This window comes from Vibrio sp. VB16 (genome assembly GCF_015594925.2).
GTDB lineage: Bacteria > Pseudomonadota > Gammaproteobacteria > Enterobacterales > Vibrionaceae > Vibrio.
The window spans coordinates 235,627-255,286 of sequence record NZ_CP087590.1 but is presented as its reverse complement, the minus strand read 5'-3'; the positions used below and the strand labels follow the sequence as shown (position 1 = coordinate 255,286).

Genomic DNA, 19,660 nt, shown 5'->3' with positions numbered 1-19,660 from the left:
GGACTGTAACACATTTTAAGCTTAGCGTTAATTTGCACGCTCAATTTCTCTGTGTACTTGAAGCATAGATTTGGCCCACGGCTCTAAATCTTGCACGGCTTGAGGTAACTCAACCCTTGCGTTACGTGCTTCTTGAATGGTGGTGAAATCCTTATAGGTGACGATAAACCATTGGGTATCACCACGACTTGTAGGGTAAATTCTAACGTCTTTTTCTATACCGTACTTGGTGATAAATCTTTGTGTTTCATCCAAAGACTGAAGTGCAGCAATTTGCAGCGTATAATTTCTGTCAGACACCGCCATTAACTCTTGTTTAGAAAACGAAAAGGTCACTAGAGGTGGCGCACCCTTGTCTCGTTTAAATTCAGTTTGGGCAACAGGAGGCGCTTGCTCTAGCTGGGCTTGAAGCACAGCATCATCGATAACTTGCGAATTTGATGTGTCACCTTCTAACAGAGCGTCAACCACCACTGAAGGCACTACCACTCGTTGACCATCATCAGATTGACCGACAGTCGCAGAACTATTGGTTATTGCAGGCGGTAAAGATTTGGAATCGTCAACGGCTCCAGTCTCGTCAATCATTTCTTGATTGCCTGATAACGATGCACCACCGTCTTCGAGGGTTTCAATTGTTGGTATGACGGTTTGCTCCACTGGCTGGCTATCAATGTTAGTCGAGTCTTCTGTTGTTGGCCCAGATTGGCTATAAAACCAAAAGTAGCCACCAAGGATAAGCAAAAATAAAATAAGTACCAATGCCGCTATTTTCATTGGTGAACCAATAATTGAGCGAATGATTATTCGTTTTTCCACTTTACTCTCTCCTAATGCCATCAAAGCACCTGGTAGCGGTGGCGTTTTTTTAACTTTATTCCGAACCTTTCTTTTCTCGTCTTCTCCCGGTACATATTTTAATACCAAGAGTTCCATAAACATTTCTATTTCTTTAGCCGACAGCGGCTCTACCTCTAATGAGAGGGGTTTTGTTTCTTGGCCATAGCTCAAACGAGATAAAACACTATCCAAATCATTACCTGTAGTAAACAACACTACATTAATATTCCATTGCGGGTTAACTTGCGCCTGTAATACCAGCGTCCATAACTCTGCTAATAATGCTTCGCTTAATAACTGCGCGTCATCAATAACTATAACAACATCGCACGGGTTATCTTCAATCATTCGACTGAAGCTATCGGCAATGGCATCATTTTCATTAAAAAGTGGATTGGGGACTATCTGATTTAACAGTATGGCTCGCTTTTGTGCATCCGTCTGGTTGGCATGGCACATAACAAGGGATTGATTTTTATCTTGAGCCCAAGCTTCTAAATAGCGTTGTGCTATCCAAGATTTACCGGAGTTTTTATCTCCGGTAATATTGGTTAAGTTAGAACCAAATCGCGTTAGTAGTCGTAAACGATCCAGCAATTCTATTTGCGACTCTAAATCTAAAACACGCAACTCGTGGGCCAAACTCATTCAAGCTATCCTATTAAGTTCAAGTTAATGAATTAGATAATAAATCAACGCCGACAAAAATCTATCGCTTGCTCAATCTTCTCACTTGGAACATTAGACACGACATCAGCACAACCAATACCCGTTGGAAGAACAAGGCGTAGTTGACCAGATAGTACTTTTTTATCACGCATCATATGTTTCATAAAGTCATCAAAAGACATCGACTCTGGTGTGTGCACTGGTAACTTTGCTTGCTTAAGTATAGCGATTATTCTTTCAAGTTGCTGTTCTGTAATCAAACTCTGTAGCTGAGCTGTCTTAGCCGCCATCACAGTTCCAGAAGAAACAGCTTCTCCATGTAACCAATTGCCATAACCCAATTCAGCTTCTATCGCGTGTCCGAACGTATGACCAAGGTTAAGCAGAGCTCTAATACCCGCCTCCTTTTCATCTTGCTCGACAACTTCGGCTTTAATTGCACAGCAACGAGCAATAGCATAAGTAAGTGCTTGCTTATCTTGTGCATAAAGATTATCCATGTTTTCTTCTAGCCAAACAAAGAAGTCTTGATCATAAATGATGCCATATTTAATGACTTCGGCCATACCCGCTGCAAACTCTCTATCTGGAAGCGTCGCCAAACAATTGGTATCAATAATGACGGATTTAGGCTGATAAAACGCCCCAATCATATTTTTGCCAAGAGAATGATTAACGGCGGTTTTACCACCAACAGATGAATCTACCTGTGATAATAACGTGGTTGGTACCTGGACAAAATCAACACCGCGTTGGTAACAAGCCGCTACAAAGCCGACTAAATCACCGATAACTCCGCCACCTAACGCAACGAGGGTTACATCTCGTGAGAAATTACCTTCCAACAAAAAGCCCATTACGGTCTCAAATGTTTCAAGCGTTTTATATTTTTCGCCATCAGGTAGCTCTAGCACTGAAACGTCACAACCTTGCTTCTCTATAAGCGAAACAACTTTATCTGCGTATAGCGGAGCAACCGTCACATTACTGACAACAACAACTTTTTTGTTAGGGGATAAAAAAGAAAAGTACGCCGAGTTATTAAATAACTCGGCGCCGATAGAGATAGGGTAGCTTCGTTCACCAAGATCAACCGTGATCTTTTCCATGGTTTGCTCTCCGTAATTGAACTTAACGTTCTTCTAGCATTTTTACGATTTGATTTGCTACTACTTTAGCACTTTGATCATCAGTACGAACAGTATAGTCCGCCACTTCTTCATACAAAGTATTACGCTCACCCGCGAGTGATTCCAAAACTTCTTTTGGGTCATCCGTTTGCAATAGTGGACGTTTTTTGTCTCTGTTTGTACGAGCTAATTGCTTTTCGATTGTTGTTTCAAGATACACAACAATGCCTCGAGCAGATAGACGATTGCGGTTATCTTTACTTTTAACCGAACCACCCCCCGTCGCTAGAACAATACCTTGTTGTTCAGTTAGGTCGTTAATAACCGTTTCTTCGCGTATGCGGAAACCATCTTCACCTTCAACATCAAATACCCAGGCAATGTCTGCGCCTGTGCGTTCTTCGATAACTGTATCTGAGTCCAAAAACTCCATATGCAGTTGCGATGCTAGGTGTCTACCTATTGTACTTTTGCCGGCGCCCATTGGGCCAACAAGAAAAATATTACGTTTTTCAGCCATGTTCAACATTAATTTACAGCGTTAATTCAATGTCATTGCCACTCGTTAGGTTGCTAATTAATTTCAGCGAACTTCATTGGTGACACCGATCCCTCACAGTACTGTCGTGATAAGACCCGAAATTATCTAGATCTGCTGACCGTAATGCAACCTAATTTTACTTTGTTTTCTTAATTTCATCAAAAATCATCTAATAAACACACACAAATAAATCAACAAAAACAATTCAAATCAAATGATTAGAACCTAATTATCGATTATTTTTGGTGTGACAAATATAAGTAATTCTCTTTTCATTTCATTGTCATAATTGCGCCTAAATAGCCTTCCCACTATCGGTATATCACCAAGCAACGGCACTTTATCAACGGAACGTATGCTGGTGGTTTGGAAGATACCACCTAAAACAATTGTTTCACCATTGTTCACAATGACCTGCGTATCGATCCTTTGTGTATCAACCGCAACCGCTTCACCCGTTCCGGTTTTGACAATCTGACCCGGTCTATCTTGAGTGACAAGTAAATCTAAGATGATCTGATTCTTTTCTACCACTTGGGGGGTTACCTTTAAACTCAACACCGCTTTTCTAAATTTAACCGTTGCGGCTCCACTTTCGCTCGACTCTAGATAGGGAATCTCTGTTCCTTGCTCAATATAAGCTGGCTTTTTATTCATAGTCAGTAGCCTAGGGCTTGAAATAACCTCTGCCTTAGATTCTGACTGAAGTGCCGAAAGCTCTAGATCAAGCAAAGTGGCGGAGCTTAATTTCGCAATCTGAAATGCGATACTCGATGAGTTAACCGATGTACTACCAAGATTCACATTGAGATAATCGCTAATATCCGATCCGGAAGATTCGTCACCAGATGAGCCAATATCAGCAATGCCTTCAATCGAGCCACCGATAACGAGATGGTCTTTTTTTGATGACACTCCCCAACGCACACCGAGCTCTTCGATGTTACCTTCATTGATGATCGCTATACGTGCTTCAATCTGGATCTGCCTCACTGGAACATCAATTTGATGGATAATTTCTGTAATTTCATTAATCGGTTCTGGCCCCTCTTTCAAGATGATAATATTCGTTCTTTCATCAAAACTGATACTGCCTTGCTCACTGAGCAGGCTTTTGCCACCATTGCGCTCAATTAACTGCACAACGTTCACTGCATTCGCATAACGCAGTTTGATAAATAGGGTTTCTAGATCTTTCTCCTTAACTTTTTTGTTACGTTTAAACAACGGTTTGCTTAGAGTAGGAGAAATTAATGAGACAGTACTTTCTGTTGCAAAGGGATCTCTTATTTTTTCCACTTGGTTTATCTTGGTGGCGTTCTTAACATGGATAGCATTGGTTTTGATCTCTTTTCCATGCAGCCTCTCAAGGTAGTAGGCTTGAGCCGCTAGTATCAACAAACCTGATAGCAGATAACGTTTTTTCTCATTCATTCGCACTTACCACGGCTTGATGTTGGAACGTATACGCTGTCATCGTCGCTTTCAACATCCCTCGACTGCTCCGCTCTTTTTCTAAATGAAACTGGTCAAGTACTACCACCGTTTTTAGCTGTGCTATTGCCAGTGAAAGAGAAATAAAATCGCCGTATCGTCCACTTAATTCAACGTGAATAGGTATTCGATATAGGAAACGAAAAGGCTCTTTGGGGCCCCATTTTATCTGAATAAGCTCAAGGTTCTCTCGCTTAGAAAGTTCGCTTATCGAAGCGAGTACGTTTGAGAGGCTATTCTCGTCAACCAGACTGTCTAAAAATAGGGCGAGTTGTTTATCTTGGGCATCAATGGTTTGATTTAAAAACGGCATTTGCGTCAAGTGTTTCTTTTTAGCCGCTATCATCGTTTGCATTTCAATATATGAATCGGTTAGACCATCAAATTCATTTATCTTGGGAACGATGAAAAACCAACACATTATCGCTTGAGAAATAAGAGATATAACCCCCAACAAACTCGCTTTAAAAAAAAGGGGCCACTGCACAATATCTTCTATTCTCAGCTGTTTCAGTTGTAGGATGTACGCTGTCCAACTCATTCTGCAACTATTCATTGATTGCCTCTCCTTTTCTGATCAAAACGAAATGAAAGCGAGAAGTCATGTTGTTCAGGGTTTTGGTTCTTTGCTGTAATGGAGTTAACTTCAAACTCAAAGACAGCTGAACTGCTTTTCAATGCCTCTGCAAATACGTTTACCAGATTCACTTCATTTGTGACTCCTTTCAAAATTATATCGTCACGTTGAATACCTAACTCTTCTAAAAAAAGAGCATCAGGAATAAGCGGTGGTAGTTGTTGTAAAGCAAGGGCAGTAAGATACCTACTCTCTTGTATTTCTAAAATATGACTGAGGTTTTCACTTGTTTTTTGTCGCTGTGCCTCTAAGGAAACTAACTGAGTCAAACGTTGATTTAACGCTTGTTGAAGGGCGTTGAGTTCAGCCAATGACGTTTGAATTTCTGTTACCTTAGATTGGAAGTAACGATTAATGAAAAACGGTGAAAAGACCGTGACAACAGCAACCACAACCATCAACCGCAAGAAACGTCGTTTACTCTGTCTCTTCTCTTCTTCGCGCCACGGGAAAAAATTGATTCTATGCATCGCATTGGCCCTTATTCCAGATATCGTAGCCAACCGCGATTCCAATTGCCTTTGCATAACCATTAAGCTCTGTAACATCTTTTTCTGAATCAACGAGGTCTGTCAGCTTTAGCAACTCTATTTCAATGATTAGTGTCTCAAACTGATTTTGTTGGTTGGGGTAATTGCGGTTCCTCACATTATTGAAGCGTTGGACGATTTGAAAACAAGGATAAACTGAGTCATCTGCTTCAGCATTCAACCAAAACTTGAACTCATCAAAGACCAGCCCAGAAATAAGCATCGATTCCAGTTCACAAGATAGGCCCTGACTCAATTGTTCAAAGAATTGCTCACCACCTAACACCTTCATAGTCGATAGCCCAAACGGCAATGATTTAATATGAGTGAAGTTGTCTTGATTCAAACAGCACATGGTTGTGATCTCTTCTTCGATATGGAGCAAACCATGTCGAATTTTTTTTGCCTCAATTAGTGTCTTTGGTTCTGCTTCACTTAATCGTTCAGCAGTGGCTCGTTTTTCTATTAAGTACAGTAACGCGGATAAACATTGACCTTCACTGCTTATGAATACAGGTTTGAAGCCGGCCTGGTGTAGTGCATTTATTCGAATTTCTACGCCTTCACGAGAGGTCGCATAAACCGCCATTTCTATCGTCGATGAATTTATTCCGTTTTTACCATCAATTTTCACAAAATCAATGTTAAGATCTTGTATAGGTATTGTGAATTCTATAGATAACGCTTGTTCAACCGCGAACTGAATTTCAGCCGCTATTAATTTCGAATCAATATTGATAATGCTATGAAATACCTCGTTATCAGGTATAAAAACGGCGACATTTGAAGGGAATCTAGGTAACTTCTGTTTTAAAACTTGGAGTTTTTTTACAATTTCTTGATGATTAAACAGATTAGTTTCAGAAAATAGCGCAGTGGACGTGATGATTTGTTGATAAGACTTTAGAATATACCGTTCGCTACTTGCGCTCAGCACAATAGCTTTTAGGTGAAAGCGACCAATATCAATACCTATTATCAATGATTCTCCCATGTTGATCTTGCTCCATTTAAAGGTCTTGAGTGAGACAGAAAATAAATTTTGAGGTCATAGCTAAATGCCTTGTGCTAAGCTCTCGCCTTAATGTACTCGGATTCGTAACTAGACGACCTCAACCAATCAGGAAATTTTCGGTGAAGTTCATAAAGCGATTACTCATACTTTCAGTGATTTGCATCATTCTTGGAGTGACGACAATCTTTGGCTTCTATTTTTATTTGAAGCCTCAACTTCCAGATGTGGCAACATTAAAAGATGTCGAGTTACAAACACCCATGCAGGTGTATAGCAAAGACAATAAACTCATCGCTCAATTTGGTGAAAAGCGCCGAATCCCTCTTAGATTGGAGGACATGCCAGACGAACTTCTAGAAGCGATAATTGCAACGGAAGATAGTCGCTTTTACTCACATTTTGGCATAGACCCAATCGGTATCACCCGTGCAGCTGTCGTTGTGATCATGTCCGGTTCAGCAAAACAGGGGGCGAGTACCATTACGCAACAGCTCGCTCGAAATTTTTTCTTATCTAACGAAAAGAAATTGATCCGTAAAATCAAAGAAATGTTCATTGCATTTCATATTGAGCAGTTGCTGACAAAAGATGAGATTTTAGAGCTCTATTTAAACAAGATTTACTTGGGTCACCGTTCTTATGGTGTCGGTGCCGCCGCACAAGTCTATTTTGGAAAGGAAGCAAAAGACCTTTCACTAAGTGAAGTCGCACTAATCGCAGGCTTACCTAAAGCCCCTTCCACGATGAACCCTATCTACTCGATTGACCGCGCAACGACGCGACGCAATGTTGTACTGTCTCGAATGCTCGATGAAAAATACATCACTCAAGAAGAGTTTGAAGCAGCACGAAACGAAGAACTGACTGGACGCTCCTTCGGAGCAGAAATAGAGGTTAATGCTCCGTATATTGCAGAGATTGCGCGTGCATGGATGGTAGATAAATATGGTGAGGATGCGTATACCTCCGGAATGCGAGTGTTTACATCCATTGACTCTACGTTACAAAAGACCGCTCAAACCGCGGCTATTAAAAATTTACTTAACTATGATGAAAGGCATGGTTATCGAGGTGCAGAGCAAGAAGTGTGGGCACAAGGTGCAACATCCCTTACTGAAGATGAATTGGAGCGCCACCTAAAGAGTCAGCCAAGCTACGGCGAACTAAGACCCGCGATAGTGACGTCGGTAGACTCAAAAACAGCTCAAATTTATATCAAGAGCCGTGGATATTCGGAGCTCTCTTGGGACGCAATGAAGTGGGCGAGAAGATTCATCACCGACGATCGACAAGGACCTGCCCCCAAAAAGGCATCAGAAATCTTAGCTACTGGTGAGCAGATCTGGGTGAGGCCACTCATAGTAAAGGAATCGTCTGGCGATAAGAATGAAGCGGAAGGTACAACGCAAGAAACCGCTTGGAAACTCAGCCAGGTTCCTAACGCTAACACCGCTTTTGTTGCCATCAACCCTAACGATGGCGCGGTTTTATCCCTCGTTGGTGGCTTCAACTTCGTCCATAACAAGTTCAACCGAGCAACACAATCTGTTCGACAGGTTGGTTCTGGTATCAAACCTTTCATCTACTCTGCGGCAATTGATAAGGGCATGTCATTGGCAACCCTAATTAACGATGCACCAATCAATAAATGGGATGAAAGTGGAGGCACCGCATGGCGACCAAAGAATTCACCGCCAACATACGTAGGGCCAGCGCGCATGCGCATTGGCTTGGCGCAGTCTAAAAATGTCATGGCAGTCAGAGTGCTTCGAGCGGTTGGCTTAGAGGATACTCGTCATTTTTTAACTCGCTTTGGTTTTGAGCTAGATAAGATACCGAAATCGGAGACCATTGCTCTTGGGGCTGGCAGTCTAACGCCGGTCAAATTGGCCCAAGGATATTCCGTATTCGCTAATGGGGGCTACTATGTTGAGCCTTATTATATCTCGAAAATAGAAGGTCCTTTTGGCGATTTAGAATACCAAGTAGAACCGACGGTAGTGTGTAAACATAACTGTGACAATCAAACCGTTGATGTTACTTCTGCCAATGATTCAAGCTCAGAGTTTAATGAAGTTGACGTCACAGACGAAGAAGAGCAACAGCACTATGCACCACAAGTGATTACAGAGCAGAATGCATTCTTGGTCAGAGAACTGCTTTACAGTAACGTTTGGGGTGGGGGTGACTGGTCGAAAGGAACGGGTTGGAATGGCACAGGTTTCAGAGCTCAAAAATTGGGCCGAAGAGATATAGGTGGTAAAACAGGTACAACCAACGACTCCAAAGATGCTTGGTACAACGGCTTTGGTCCGGGTGTTGTCGCGGTATCATGGGTTGGATTTGATAACCATAATCGAAAACTAGGCCGCACCAGCAAAAATGCTAATTTAAGCAAAAATGAGCAAGCTCCAGGTGGAGAAGCGGGTGCAAAAACGGCCCAATACGCTTGGATCGACTTCATGAGAGTGGCGTTAGAAAATGTGCCACAAGAAAGAAAAGTGACCCCTCCAGGGATTATCCGTATTCGTATCGATAGAGATTCTGGGCTTCTAACCAAAAAGTCAGGCTCTTCTTCTATGTTTGAATACTTCGAAAAAGGTACAGAACCCAAAGAGTATATCGAAGACTCCAACCGCGATGAGTTGGACCTCTACTCAGCCCAAGGTGAATCAGGTGAAGAAGAGTCGCTCTTCTAAACTCTGAACATAAAAGTGTCATACTGCTCGTTTGAGGAGACTAAACTCCATTATCCCCACGAAAGTGGGGATAAAATTCACTTATACCAAATAACTCGCGATCGAATTTGCCAGTTCTTCGAAACGATGTCGCAACGGGGAACCCGGCCGATAAACAAGAACAATTTGACGCGATGGTACGGGCTTTTTAGCTTTCAAATACTTCACACCGTCTTGAAGCTTGTTTTCTGGAATCGAAAGCTCGGGTAACAATGTTATCCCTCCACCCGCGGCAACCATATTTCGAAGTGTTTCTAGGCTTGTCGCCTTAAAACGCTCATCATCTTTCGCTCCAGCAGCAAAACAGAAACCTAACGCCTGATCTCTCAAGCAATGCCCATCCCCTAGCGACAGCACGGTATGCCCATTAAGCATCTGCATATCTAATTCATCTTGGTTTGCCCATTCGTGTCCACATGGAACGGCTACATAGAGAGGTTCCGTATAAAGTTCTATCTCTTTAAACGGCTCCGTTTCAGCGACGGAAGCCAGTACCAAGCAATCCAACCGCCCCTCTTCCAATTGATTAACTAACTGGTTAGTTTGCGCCTCATGTAAAAAGAGATCGAGATCAGGAAAGTCGTCTTTTAACTTAGGTACAATTTTTGGCATCAAATACGGACCGACCGTAGGAATGAAACCAATATGTAGCGGACCACTCATTTCTTTACCCTGCAAACTCGCCATATCGGTAAAGGTTTTTACTTCACTTAGGATTTTTTTTGCTTGATCGACTAACTGCAAACCAGATTCGGTAAACAGAACTCGGCGACTGCTTCGCTCCAATAGCGTGGTCCCTAACCCGTCTTCTAATTTCCTAATTTGACCACTTAACGTAGGTTGGCTCACAAAACAGGCTTCTGCTGCTTTACGGAAATGTTTATGTTCAGCTAAAGCTACAAGATACTCAAAGTCTCGAATGTTCATTTTTTATACCCAAGATAGAAGTTAACTATCGTTACTATAGTATTAAACGATTAGAACTATCAAACGAAATATCTAATAATAGCGTCAACGAAACGGAGACGTCTCCGCTAAATTAATTATTTTTTCTGCCAAATTAGGCTTTAAACTTAATCTACAATCTATATTTAAACCCAAGGAAATTATTATGTTAGCATCTAAAGAAGGTCAAAACGTACCACAAGTTACTTTCCCAGCTCGTCAAGGTGATGCTTGGATCAGTATGACAACGGATGAGCTTTTTAAAGACAAAACGGTGATTGTATTCAGCCTACCGGGTGCATTTACTCCTACGTGTTCTTCAAGCCACTTACCTCGCTATAACGAGCTAAACTCTGTATTCAAAGACCATGGTGTCGACGACATCCTTTGCGTCTCCGTCAACGATACATTCGTTATGAACGCATGGAAAGATGACCAAGAAGCAGAAAACATTACCTTTATCCCTGATGGCAACGGTGACTTCACAGACGGCATGGGCATGTTGGTAGACAAAAGTGAGATCGGATTTGGCAAGCGTTCATGGCGTTACAGCATGCTAGTTAAGAATGGGGTTGTTGAAAAAATGTTCATCGAACCAAACGAACCTGGCGACCCGTTCAAAGTTTCTGATGCAGATACGATGCTTAAATACGTCGCACCTGAATACAAAACTCAAGAATCTATCACTGTATTTACGAAACCAGGCTGTCCGTTCTGTTCTAAAGCGAAACAAGATCTAAAAGCGAAGGGCCTTCAGTTTGAAGAAGTGGTACTTGGTAAAGATGCAACGACCGTTACATTACGTGCCGTAACAGGACAAACAACGGTACCTCAAGTCTACATTGGTGGTAAGCACATTGGTGGAAGTGAAGAGTTAGAGGCATTCTTAGGCTAATCATTCAAACCGAGAGCGTTCATTCACGCTCTCTACATTGTGCGTAATCCTAGTTCACGGTTACGCACAATACTCTATAGAAAAAGTCACCATTCAAACAAAGCACAAGCTAACAAAAGAGATCTCTCATGAAAAAAATCAGTGTAGATGTGGCCATCATTGGCGGTGGTACAGCGGGTCTTGGCGCCTATCGTGCAGCAAAAGCACATAATAAAAACGTCGTGATAATTGAAGGCGGTCCTTTTGGGACAACATGTGCCCGAGTTGGATGCATGCCATCTAAACTGCTTATCGCAGCCGCAGAAAGTGTTCATCAGATTGAAAAAGCCCCTGCATTCGGCGTTCACCCTCAAGGCGAAATAGTGATTAATGGCCGTGAAGTGATGGACAGAATAAAAAGAGAAAGAGATCGCTTTGTAGGCTTTGTACTTGAAGGGGTAGATGAGATCCCTTCTGAAGATAAAGTTGTAGGTTATGCCAAATTTATCGATAACAGCACCTTGATCGTCGATGAGCATACGGAAATAAAAGCAGACCGTATCATTATCGCAACAGGTTCTCGACCTGCATACCCCGCAGTTTGGAATGACCTTGGCGACCGATTAGTTATCAATGATGATGTGTTTGATTGGGACGATCTACCTGAATCGGTCGCCGTATTTGGTCCCGGAGTAATTGGCCTTGAGCTAGGTCAGGCATTGCATCGTTTAGGTGTCAAAATAAAACTATTCGGTGTTGGCGGACAAGTCGGCCCTATCACTGACCCAGAAGTCATGGCATACGCTAACAACGCCTTTAAAGAAGAATTTTACTTAAACGCCGACGTAAAAGTTGAAAGCATGAAGCGCGTTGACGATAAAGTGGAAATACAGTTCATCAACCAAGACGATGAACTAGAACTATTTATTGTCGATTATGTTCTCGCGGCCACCGGTCGTAGAGCCAATGTGGATAAACTGGATATTGAGAACACGGATATCGAATTAGACGCTCGGGGAATACCAACGGCGGATCACTTCACATTACAAACCTCTGTCGCCAGTATTTTTGTTGCAGGTGATGCAAGCAATCAAATACCGTTGTTACATGAAGCGGCAGATCAAGGTCGTATAGCGGGAGATAACGCTGGTCGTCATCCTGATATCCGGGCCGGGCTTCGACGCTCATCTATTTCTGCTGTTTTTACTGACCCACAGATTGCGATGGTTGGCGAAACGTATAAGCAGATAACGGAACGTTTGGGTAACTGTGGCTGCTTTGCGACGGGGAAAGTGTCGTTTGAAGGTCAGGGTCGGTCACGTGTAATGCTTCGCAATAAGGGTTTATTGCATGTCTATGGTGAACAAGGTACAGGGCGATTCTTAGGCGCTGAAATGATAGGGCCTAGCGCAGAACATCTTGCCCATTTACTCGCATGGGCACACCAAAATAAAATGACGGTTTCTGACATGCTAGACATGCCTTATTATCATCCTGTCATAGAAGAAGGCGTTCGTACCGCACTTAGAGACCTAAACGCCAAATTACATCTTGGTCCAGAGACAATTGAACATTGTCTGGATTGTGGTCCGGGTTGTTAATCTAACGAATACTTTGTTTTGGGTTTTGAGCCACTAAGGGGCTTCGGACTCAAAACTCTCAACACATTGTGATCTTTTAAAAATCCCCTTCTATGAGAACCCCAAAAAAAACGGTATCCTAGCTACCCAATCCCCTTTGTGAATATTGCATGCAAGATAGACACGGGCTGTTAACGGCACCGATACCTCAAGTTCTTCGAAACATGACCGTACCTATGGTGTTTGGTTTAGTTGCGATCTTGATGTTTAATGTTGTTGATACCTTTTTTATCTCCTTGCTTGGCACTGATGCACTTGCCGCAATAAGTTTTACTTTCCCGGTCACCTTCGGCGTCAACTGTATTACCATGGGGATAGGCATTGGCCTATCAACGAATATTGCACGTCTATTAGGTCAGGGCGAAAACAAACATGCGGCACATTTTACTTCCCATGGTTTACTACTCGCAATACTACTTATTTCAATCGCCTCGCTCTTTGGTCTATTTACTATTGAGCTTCTGTTTGGTTTTTTAGGCGCTGAAGATAAACTCATACCGCTTATTAAAGAGTACATGCTGATCTGGTATGTCACGATTCCTTTGCTGGTCATTCCGATGGCTGGTAATAGCGCTATTCGAGCAACAGGCGATACCAAGACCCCCGCCAAAATTATGATTGTGGCGGGACTGATTAACGGCATTCTGGATCCGCTATTGATATTTGGCTATGGCCCCTTCCCTGAGTTAGGTATTCAAGGTGCCGCAATTGCCAGTGGTGTAAGCTGGTTTGGCGCCCTTCTCTGCTCACTCTATCTTTTGATCAAGAGAGAAAAACTACTTAGTCTACCCAATTTTTCATACATTATTGCCGACTGGAAACAGGTTTTGAAAATAGGTACGCCTGCTGGTATTTCTACTGCAATGACTCCCATTTCAGGTGCCGTTCTAATGATGCTTTTAGCCAATCATGGTACTGCTGCCGTTGCGGCTTATGGCGCCGCTCAACGTATTGAGTCGTTATTGTTATTGGTTGTCATGTCCTTAACTTCCGCCCTCACACCTTTTATGGCGCAAAATTTAGGTGCAAAAAACTACGAACGTAGCTTTGAAGCCATGTTTATGTCGATGCGTTTTTCATTGGTATTTCAGTTTTTTATTTTCATCATGATGATTCCTCTCAGTATTCCTATCGCGGCTCTGTTTGGTCGAGAAGAAGCGGTGAATGATTTGATTTGGCTCTACCTCATCATCGTGCCTTTTAGTTATGGTTTCCAAGGCATTATTATGTTGCTCGTCAGCAGCCTAAATGCGATGCATCAACCACTACAGGCATTTTACTGGAGTTTTATGAGGTTGTTTATTTTCACCCTTCCTGCTGCTTGGATAGGCAGTTGGCTATATGGCATTCAAGGGCTATTCGCGGGTGTGTTGATAGGTAATATGGTCGGTGGTGTGTGTGGGTATTTATACGCGCTTAGACTACGGAGAGAGATGTTAGCTTTGAGTGTTGAGTGTTGAGTCTGGGACCACTCACCATGTTCGCTTCTCGAGTCTAGAAACGAACGCAGTGCGTGTATAAAAAGTGACGCGTGGCTAAATCAACTAAATCCCAGCACCATCAGTGTAAACATTAGATTTACCGTTGAATGCCTGATCCATATCCTCAGAAGGTTTGTCGGTTGTCGGTCGCCCTACTATTTTTGCAGGTACGCCAGCAACAGTAGTGTGCTCAGGGACGGATTGAAGCACCACGGAACCAGAACCTATCTTCGCTCCTCGGCCCACCTCAATATTGCCTAAGATTTTAGAACCCGCACCAATCATCACGCCCTCACGAATCTTAGGATGTCGATCGCCGCCTTCTTTACCCGTACCACCCAATGTTACGTTTTGCAGTATCGACACATCATCTTCAACCACAGCCGTTTCACCAATAACAATACCAGTAGCATGGTCAAGCATGATACCTTTGCCTATCGTCGCCGCAGGGTGTGCATCTACTTGGCATGCAACAGAAATTTGGTTCTGTAAATAGGTAGCAAGAGCATAACGTTTTTGCTTCCATAGATAATTAGCAACCCGATAACCTTGTAACGCATGAAACCCTTTCAGGTAAAGTAGAGGGATAGAATAAAGACTTACCGCAGGATCTCGGTTTACCGTTGCACAGATATCAGACGCGGCTGATTCTGTAATTTCAGGATCCGCCGCCAACGCTTTTTCAACCACCTCTCTAACCGCCATTGCGGGCATCGAAGCGGTTTTTAATTTGTTTGCCAATATATAGCTTAACGCGGCACAAAGACTGTCATGATTTATAATGGTTGCGTGGTAAAAACTGGCCAGCATTGGCTCTTGTACGGCCTGCTCGCGTGCTTCCTTTACAATCGTCTGCCATACATTACTTGGCTTGCAGTGTTTCATACTTATCCTTCCGCTTTTTTATCTCTCGCCAATAGGTCTTGCGCTGCCAATCGAGCATCTTTACTTTGGTATAATACTTGATATATTTGGTCAACTATTGGCATTTCAACACCCATTCTTTGCGAAAGCAACCAAACTTCTTTCGTATTTCGGTATCCTTCGACAACTTGGCCTATCTCTACCTGTGCGGTATCAATATCCTTGCCTTGTCCCAATGCGAGACCAAATCGGCGATTACGGGATTGATTATCGGTACAGGTCAACACCAAATCACCCAAACCAGCCATTCCCATAAAGGTTTCTTGTTGTGCACCTAATGCTGTGCCCAAACGTGTCATTTCAGCTAAGCCACGAGTGATCAATGCCGTACGGGCGTTAGCACCAAAGCCAATACCATCCGACATCCCAGCACCAATAGCGATCACATTCTTGACCGCACCACCAAGTTGCATGCCAATAAAATCGTTATTCGCATACACTCGGAAGGTCTTACTACAGTGTATTTTTTCTTGAAGTTGCTCGACAAATTCAGCATCAGGGGATGCCACCGAAATCGCAGTTGGCATACCGGCTGCGAGCTCTTTAGCAAAGGTTGGCCCTGACAAAACCGCAAGCGAATAGCTATCACCGATAACATCGTACGCAACCTCTTGAAGTAATCGGCCCGTTTCTGGCTCTAAACCTTTGGTTGCCCAACAGATTCTAGATTCTTCTTTTAGAAAAGGCTTTAGGCTTTTAAGTACAATGCCAAACACATGACTTGGTACGACGACGAGAAGGTCTCTGCTTGCTTGAACCGCTTTCTTTAAATCAGATTCAACAATCAATGTGTCAGGAAACGTAATATCAGGTAAAAATTCTTGGTTAGCTCGGTCACTTTCAAGACGCTGCATATGCTCAGGATCATGCCCCCACAAAACCACATTATCGCCATTTCGAGCTAACGAAATCGCCAGTGATGACCCATATGAACCGGCTCCGATCACTGTCATTGCAATCTCTTTTCCATAGGCATTGTGAGAATTAATCATATGCACTTTTCCTGTCTGTGTTGTCGGTCTTAAGTTAGCTTAAGCAAAAAATGCACAAGCATAAAGCATTGTGCATTTTTATATCGAATCTTGAGCGTTCTCTTTTCTCTTTAGCAGAATCTAGAAGAGAGAAAAGCGAATGCTCTAAACCTAAGGTATAAGTCTACGCGTCAGTTGGCGTTTCTTCAGCTTGGGTTTGATTCTGTAGGTAGTTCATAAACAAAGCATCGAAGTTTACAGGTGCTAGGTTTAATTGTGGGAATGTCCCTTTAACCACTAAGCTAGAAATTGTTTCACGAGCATATGGGAAAAGGATATTAGGGCAGAAAGCACCTAAACAATGTGCAAGTTGTCCTGCTTCCATTTTCTCAGCAGTGAAAATACCACCTTGTTGAACTTCACATAGGAAGCCAGTCTCTTCTTCGTTTTTAACCGTCACAGTTAAACGTAGAACTACTTCGTAGACACCTTCACCAAGCTCACGGCTTTGAGTATCAAGATCAAGCTTAACGTCTGGAACCCACTCTTTTTGAAAAATAGTAGGAGAATTAGGCGCTTCAAAAGAGAGGTCTTTTAAGAAGATACGTTGGATAGTAAAGTTCTGTTGGTTTTCTTGCGGTGCTGCTTCAGCCATGTTGTTTTCCTTAAACCTTTTTTCAAAGAATTCTGTAAGTCCATTAATAGGACGAAAATTGAGAATGCACTGAGACTAACTGAGCAAGTCGACAAAAACTAGATGAACAACTTATTTCGTGCTCGCTATCACATCTAATTCGGCAAAATGCTCTAAAACTATTCGTCGAATTAAAACCTATTTAGCGTATTAAACTGTTTAGCGTATAAAACTAAGTAGTGTAATAAAACATCCAGTGCAATAAATTTTATTTTTTACCACGAACGAGTGGCATTTTTGCTTCGCTCCAAGACAGAATGCCACCTTTTAACAAGTTAACATTCTCATAACCCGCTTTCGCTAACAGGTTTGCATTCTCGGTAGCAGCTTGGCCACTTTTACATACCACTGTAATTGGGCTCTCTTTGTATTTTTCAAGGTTTGGTACCGTTCCAGATTTGATTTCAGACGGTAAAATGTGAAGTGCACCAGTGATATGACCTTGTTTGAATTCGTCCTTCGTACGAATATCGATCACCACTCCTTCATCTCTGTTGATGAATTGAGTTAACTGAGCGGGTGATATTTCTTTGTATTTAGCCGTCGAGGTTTTATAGATGTTTAAAATAAGCGCCACAACGATACCAACAAAAGCCATAGCCAGCAGCATGTTGCCCTGTACAAAATCAATATATTCTTGCATTTCTAAAGTGCTCTTCGCGTTAGTTTTTCAAGTAGTGTGAGAGTATAACGAGTAACGCAAGCCGATGCTAGAATCTTAATAAATTTGCGCGGTCGCGAACGCCCGTCATTACTAAACAACCACTATTTCAAACTATCAGTAATGGCAGTTCTGGCCTTCGAACAACAAACCACAAACCTCGCACCAACAAAAAATCTGCGCTTAGTCTCAAAACTGTAGTAAAATCACACTAATTTATTTTCTAGAATCTTTTAAAAATTTGACGAGGTCATAAGTATGTCAGCTAAAAATATGCCAACTAAGAAGCCGATGGCGCTAGTGATTCTTGACGGTTGGGGATACCGTGAAGAAAGCGCAAGCAATGCTATCAATAATGCAAATACGCCGTTCATGGATAGCTTGTTTGCAAATCAGCCTAATACTCTTATTTCTGCTTCTGGTTTAGATGTTGGCTTACCTGATGGTCAAATGGGCAACTCTGAAGTTGGTCATACCAACATTGGTGCTGGTCGAGTGGTATATCAAGATCTTACACGCATCACTAAATCTATTGCTGACGGTGAATTCCAACACAATGAAACCCTTGTTGCGGCCATCGACAAAGCCGCGAAAACTGGCAATGCCGTACACATAATGGGGCTGATGTCTCCAGGTGGTGTTCACAGCCATGAAGACCACATCTACGCAGCTATTAAAATGGCCGCAGAACGTGGTGTTGAAAAAGTTTACCTTCACTGTTTCCTAGACGGACGTGATACCCCACCGCGTAGCGCAGAAAAATCACTTCAACGCTTCCAAGACCTATTTGCAGAGCTAGGTAAAGGCCGCGTTGCTTCTCTAGTGGGTCGTTACTACGCCATGGACCGCGACAATAACTGGGATCGTGTAGAGCAAGCTTATAACCTATTAACGGATGCGAAATCTGAGTTTACTTATGACTCTGCTGTTGAAGGCCTTGCAGCCGCTTACGTTCGCGATGAAAACGATGAGTTTGTTAAGCCAACAGAACTAAAAACAGAAGGTCAAGAATCGGCGGCTATTGAAGATGGCGATGCGGTTATCTTTATGAACTATCGTGCTGACCGTGCTCGTGAGATTACGCGCACATTTGTACCAGCATTTACAGACTTCGAACGTGCTAAGTTTCCAGCCGTTGATTTCGTTATGTTGACTCAATACGCTGCAGACATTCCTCTACTTTGTGCATTCCCACCAGCGACGCTAGAAAACACCTACGGCGAATGGCTATCTAAAGCAGGTAAAACCCAGCTACGTATCTCTGAAACAGAAAAATACGCACACGTAACCTTCTTCTTCAACGGTGGCGTAGAGGATGAATTTGAAGGCGAAGTTCGCAGCCTCGTTGCTTCACCAAAGGTGGCAACATATGACCTTCAACCAGAAATGAGCTCTGAAGAGCTTACTGAGAAACTGGTCGCCGCCATTAAGTCAGGTGAGTATGACAATATCATCTGTAACTACCCTAACCCTGACATGGTAGGTCACACTGGTGTTTATGAAGCAGCAGAGCAGGCAATTGAAGCTATCGATGGTTGTGTGGCACAGGTTGTAGCTGCAATCAAAGAAGTGGATGGCCAACTACTCATCACTGCCGACCACGGTAATGCAGAAATGATGGTAGACCCAGAAACAGGTGGTGTTCACACTGCGCACACAAATCTACCTGTTCCACTTATCTATGTTGGTAACAAAGACGTTGCGTTTAAAGAAGGTGGCAAACTGTCTGACCTTGCTCCAACGATGCTTAAACTAACCGATATGGAAATTCCTGCGGAAATGACAGGTGAAGTCCTAGTTTAATTTAAAGCACTAAGATACTTAAGCGCTCAAGATTCTTGAATTTTGAGCGCTTTTTCGTTGGTACGCCGATTCT

16 protein-coding genes and 1 pseudogene are annotated in these 19,660 nt (G+C 42.7%); 5 read left to right on the top strand and 12 right to left on the bottom strand.

The window, feature by feature from the left end:
* Positions 1 to 27: 27 nt before the first annotated feature.
* The 7 genes and pseudogenes from IUZ65_RS01180 to pilM form a co-directional block, all read right to left on the bottom strand.
* Entirely contained in the window at positions 28 to 1,488 is a 1,461-nt protein-coding gene (locus tag IUZ65_RS01180; RefSeq protein ID WP_195704955.1) for an AAA family ATPase, read from the bottom strand.
* Positions 1,489 to 1,532: 44 nt separating this feature from the next.
* On the bottom strand, positions 1,533 to 2,618 hold the full coding sequence (gene aroB, locus IUZ65_RS01175) for a 3-dehydroquinate synthase (RefSeq protein WP_195704954.1): 1,086 nt from the start codon (positions 2,616 to 2,618) through the stop codon (positions 1,533 to 1,535).
* Positions 2,619 to 2,640: 22 nt separating this feature from the next.
* Positions 2,641 to 3,159 carry a shikimate kinase AroK gene (gene aroK, locus IUZ65_RS01170; RefSeq protein WP_195704953.1) on the bottom strand — a complete coding sequence of 173 codons (519 nt, stop codon included), beginning with the start codon at positions 3,157 to 3,159 and terminating at the stop codon, positions 2,641 to 2,643.
* A 246-nt stretch (positions 3,160 to 3,405) separates the two neighbouring features.
* Positions 3,406 to 4,449, bottom strand: a pseudogene (gene pilQ, locus IUZ65_RS01165) (type IV pilus secretin PilQ); the annotation flags it as partial.
* A gap of 157 nt (positions 4,450 to 4,606) precedes the next feature.
* Positions 4,607 to 5,230, bottom strand: coding sequence for a type 4a pilus biogenesis protein PilO (locus IUZ65_RS01160; protein WP_195704951.1), 624 nt, complete (start codon positions 5,228 to 5,230; stop codon positions 4,607 to 4,609).
* On the bottom strand, positions 5,227 to 5,781 hold the full coding sequence (locus IUZ65_RS01155; protein WP_195704950.1) for a PilN domain-containing protein: 555 nt from the start codon (positions 5,779 to 5,781) through the stop codon (positions 5,227 to 5,229). Before IUZ65_RS01155 ends, IUZ65_RS01160 begins: the two co-directional genes overlap by 4 nt.
* A complete protein-coding gene (gene pilM / locus IUZ65_RS01150; protein ID WP_195704949.1) occupies positions 5,774 to 6,835 on the bottom strand; it encodes a pilus assembly protein PilM in 1,062 nt (353 codons plus the stop codon). The genes IUZ65_RS01155 and pilM overlap by 8 nt, the downstream gene beginning before the upstream one ends.
* A gap of 140 nt (positions 6,836 to 6,975) precedes the next feature.
* On the opposite strand from pilM, the gene IUZ65_RS01145 reads away from it, so the two are divergent.
* Positions 6,976 to 9,555, top strand: a complete 2,580-nt coding sequence (locus IUZ65_RS01145) for a penicillin-binding protein 1A (protein ID WP_195704948.1) — start codon at positions 6,976 to 6,978, stop codon at positions 9,553 to 9,555.
* 81 nt (positions 9,556 to 9,636) lie between these two features.
* Here IUZ65_RS01145 and oxyR read toward each other — a convergent pair whose 3' ends face one another.
* Complete coding sequence (oxyR, locus tag IUZ65_RS01140) at positions 9,637 to 10,521, bottom strand: DNA-binding transcriptional regulator OxyR (protein ID WP_195704947.1); 885 nt, start codon at positions 10,519 to 10,521, stop codon at positions 9,637 to 9,639.
* A gap of 184 nt (positions 10,522 to 10,705) precedes the next feature.
* Between oxyR and IUZ65_RS01135 the strand changes: the two genes are divergently transcribed.
* The 3 genes from IUZ65_RS01135 (at position 10,706) to IUZ65_RS01125 (ending at position 14,513) form a co-directional block, all read left to right on the top strand.
* A complete protein-coding gene (locus tag IUZ65_RS01135) occupies positions 10,706 to 11,434 on the top strand; it encodes a glutathione peroxidase (RefSeq protein WP_195704946.1) in 729 nt (242 codons plus the stop codon).
* Positions 11,435 to 11,562: 128 nt separating this feature from the next.
* Positions 11,563 to 13,014 carry a dihydrolipoyl dehydrogenase gene (locus IUZ65_RS01130; RefSeq protein WP_195704945.1) on the top strand — a complete coding sequence of 484 codons (1,452 nt, stop codon included), beginning with the start codon at positions 11,563 to 11,565 and terminating at the stop codon, positions 13,012 to 13,014.
* Between the two features lie 149 nt (positions 13,015 to 13,163).
* Positions 13,164 to 14,513 carry an MATE family efflux transporter gene (locus IUZ65_RS01125; RefSeq protein ID WP_195704944.1) on the top strand — a complete coding sequence of 450 codons (1,350 nt, stop codon included), beginning with the start codon at positions 13,164 to 13,166 and terminating at the stop codon, positions 14,511 to 14,513.
* A gap of 84 nt (positions 14,514 to 14,597) precedes the next feature.
* Here the strand turns inward: IUZ65_RS01125 and cysE are convergent, their stop codons facing one another.
* The 4 genes from cysE to IUZ65_RS01105 form a co-directional block, all read right to left on the bottom strand.
* On the bottom strand, positions 14,598 to 15,419 hold the full coding sequence (cysE, locus tag IUZ65_RS01120) for a serine O-acetyltransferase (protein ID WP_195704943.1): 822 nt from the start codon (positions 15,417 to 15,419) through the stop codon (positions 14,598 to 14,600).
* 2 nt (positions 15,420 to 15,421) lie between these two features.
* Positions 15,422 to 16,450, bottom strand: a complete 1,029-nt coding sequence (gpsA, locus tag IUZ65_RS01115) for an NAD(P)H-dependent glycerol-3-phosphate dehydrogenase (protein WP_195704942.1) — start codon at positions 16,448 to 16,450, stop codon at positions 15,422 to 15,424.
* A gap of 163 nt (positions 16,451 to 16,613) precedes the next feature.
* On the bottom strand, positions 16,614 to 17,084 hold the full coding sequence (gene secB, locus IUZ65_RS01110; protein ID WP_195704941.1) for a protein-export chaperone SecB: 471 nt from the start codon (positions 17,082 to 17,084) through the stop codon (positions 16,614 to 16,616).
* Positions 17,085 to 17,331: 247 nt separating this feature from the next.
* Complete coding sequence (locus tag IUZ65_RS01105; RefSeq protein WP_195704940.1) at positions 17,332 to 17,766, bottom strand: rhodanese-like domain-containing protein; 435 nt, start codon at positions 17,764 to 17,766, stop codon at positions 17,332 to 17,334.
* A 291-nt stretch (positions 17,767 to 18,057) separates the two neighbouring features.
* On the opposite strand from IUZ65_RS01105, the gene gpmM reads away from it, so the two are divergent.
* Positions 18,058 to 19,587: a 2,3-bisphosphoglycerate-independent phosphoglycerate mutase gene (gene gpmM / locus IUZ65_RS01100; RefSeq protein WP_195705162.1), complete on the top strand. Its 1,530-nt coding sequence runs from the start codon at positions 18,058 to 18,060 to the stop codon at positions 19,585 to 19,587.
* Positions 19,588 to 19,660: the final 73 nt, after the last annotated feature.

What these genes read in the sequence shown, in the direction of transcription:
- IUZ65_RS01180 (WP_195704955.1), bottom strand. Translation starts at nt 1,488, where the DNA reads ATGAGTTTGGCCCACGAGTTGCGTGTTTTAGATTTAGAGTCGCAAATA.
- aroB (WP_195704954.1), bottom strand. Translation starts at nt 2,618, where the DNA reads ATGGAAAAGATCACGGTTGATCTTGGTGAACGAAGCTACCCTATCTCT.
- aroK (WP_195704953.1), bottom strand. Translation starts at nt 3,159, where the DNA reads ATGGCTGAAAAACGTAATATTTTTCTTGTTGGCCCAATGGGCGCCGGC.
- IUZ65_RS01160 (WP_195704951.1), bottom strand. Translation starts at nt 5,230, where the DNA reads ATGAATAGTTGCAGAATGAGTTGGACAGCGTACATCCTACAACTGAAA.
- IUZ65_RS01155 (WP_195704950.1), bottom strand. Translation starts at nt 5,781, where the DNA reads ATGCATAGAATCAATTTTTTCCCGTGGCGCGAAGAAGAGAAGAGACAG.
- pilM (WP_195704949.1), bottom strand. Translation starts at nt 6,835, where the DNA reads ATGGGAGAATCATTGATAATAGGTATTGATATTGGTCGCTTTCACCTA.
- oxyR (WP_195704947.1), bottom strand. Translation starts at nt 10,521, where the DNA reads ATGAACATTCGAGACTTTGAGTATCTTGTAGCTTTAGCTGAACATAAA.
- IUZ65_RS01135 (WP_195704946.1), top strand. Translation starts at nt 10,706, where the DNA reads ATGTTAGCATCTAAAGAAGGTCAAAACGTACCACAAGTTACTTTCCCA.
- IUZ65_RS01130 (WP_195704945.1), top strand. Translation starts at nt 11,563, where the DNA reads ATGAAAAAAATCAGTGTAGATGTGGCCATCATTGGCGGTGGTACAGCG.
- IUZ65_RS01125 (WP_195704944.1), top strand. Translation starts at nt 13,164, where the DNA reads ATGCAAGATAGACACGGGCTGTTAACGGCACCGATACCTCAAGTTCTT.
- cysE (WP_195704943.1), bottom strand. Translation starts at nt 15,419, where the DNA reads ATGAAACACTGCAAGCCAAGTAATGTATGGCAGACGATTGTAAAGGAA.
- gpsA (WP_195704942.1), bottom strand. Translation starts at nt 16,450, where the DNA reads ATGATTAATTCTCACAATGCCTATGGAAAAGAGATTGCAATGACAGTG.
- secB (WP_195704941.1), bottom strand. Translation starts at nt 17,084, where the DNA reads ATGGCTGAAGCAGCACCGCAAGAAAACCAACAGAACTTTACTATCCAA.
- IUZ65_RS01105 (WP_195704940.1), bottom strand. Translation starts at nt 17,766, where the DNA reads ATGCAAGAATATATTGATTTTGTACAGGGCAACATGCTGCTGGCTATG.
- gpmM (WP_195705162.1), top strand. Translation starts at nt 18,058, where the DNA reads ATGCCAACTAAGAAGCCGATGGCGCTAGTGATTCTTGACGGTTGGGGA.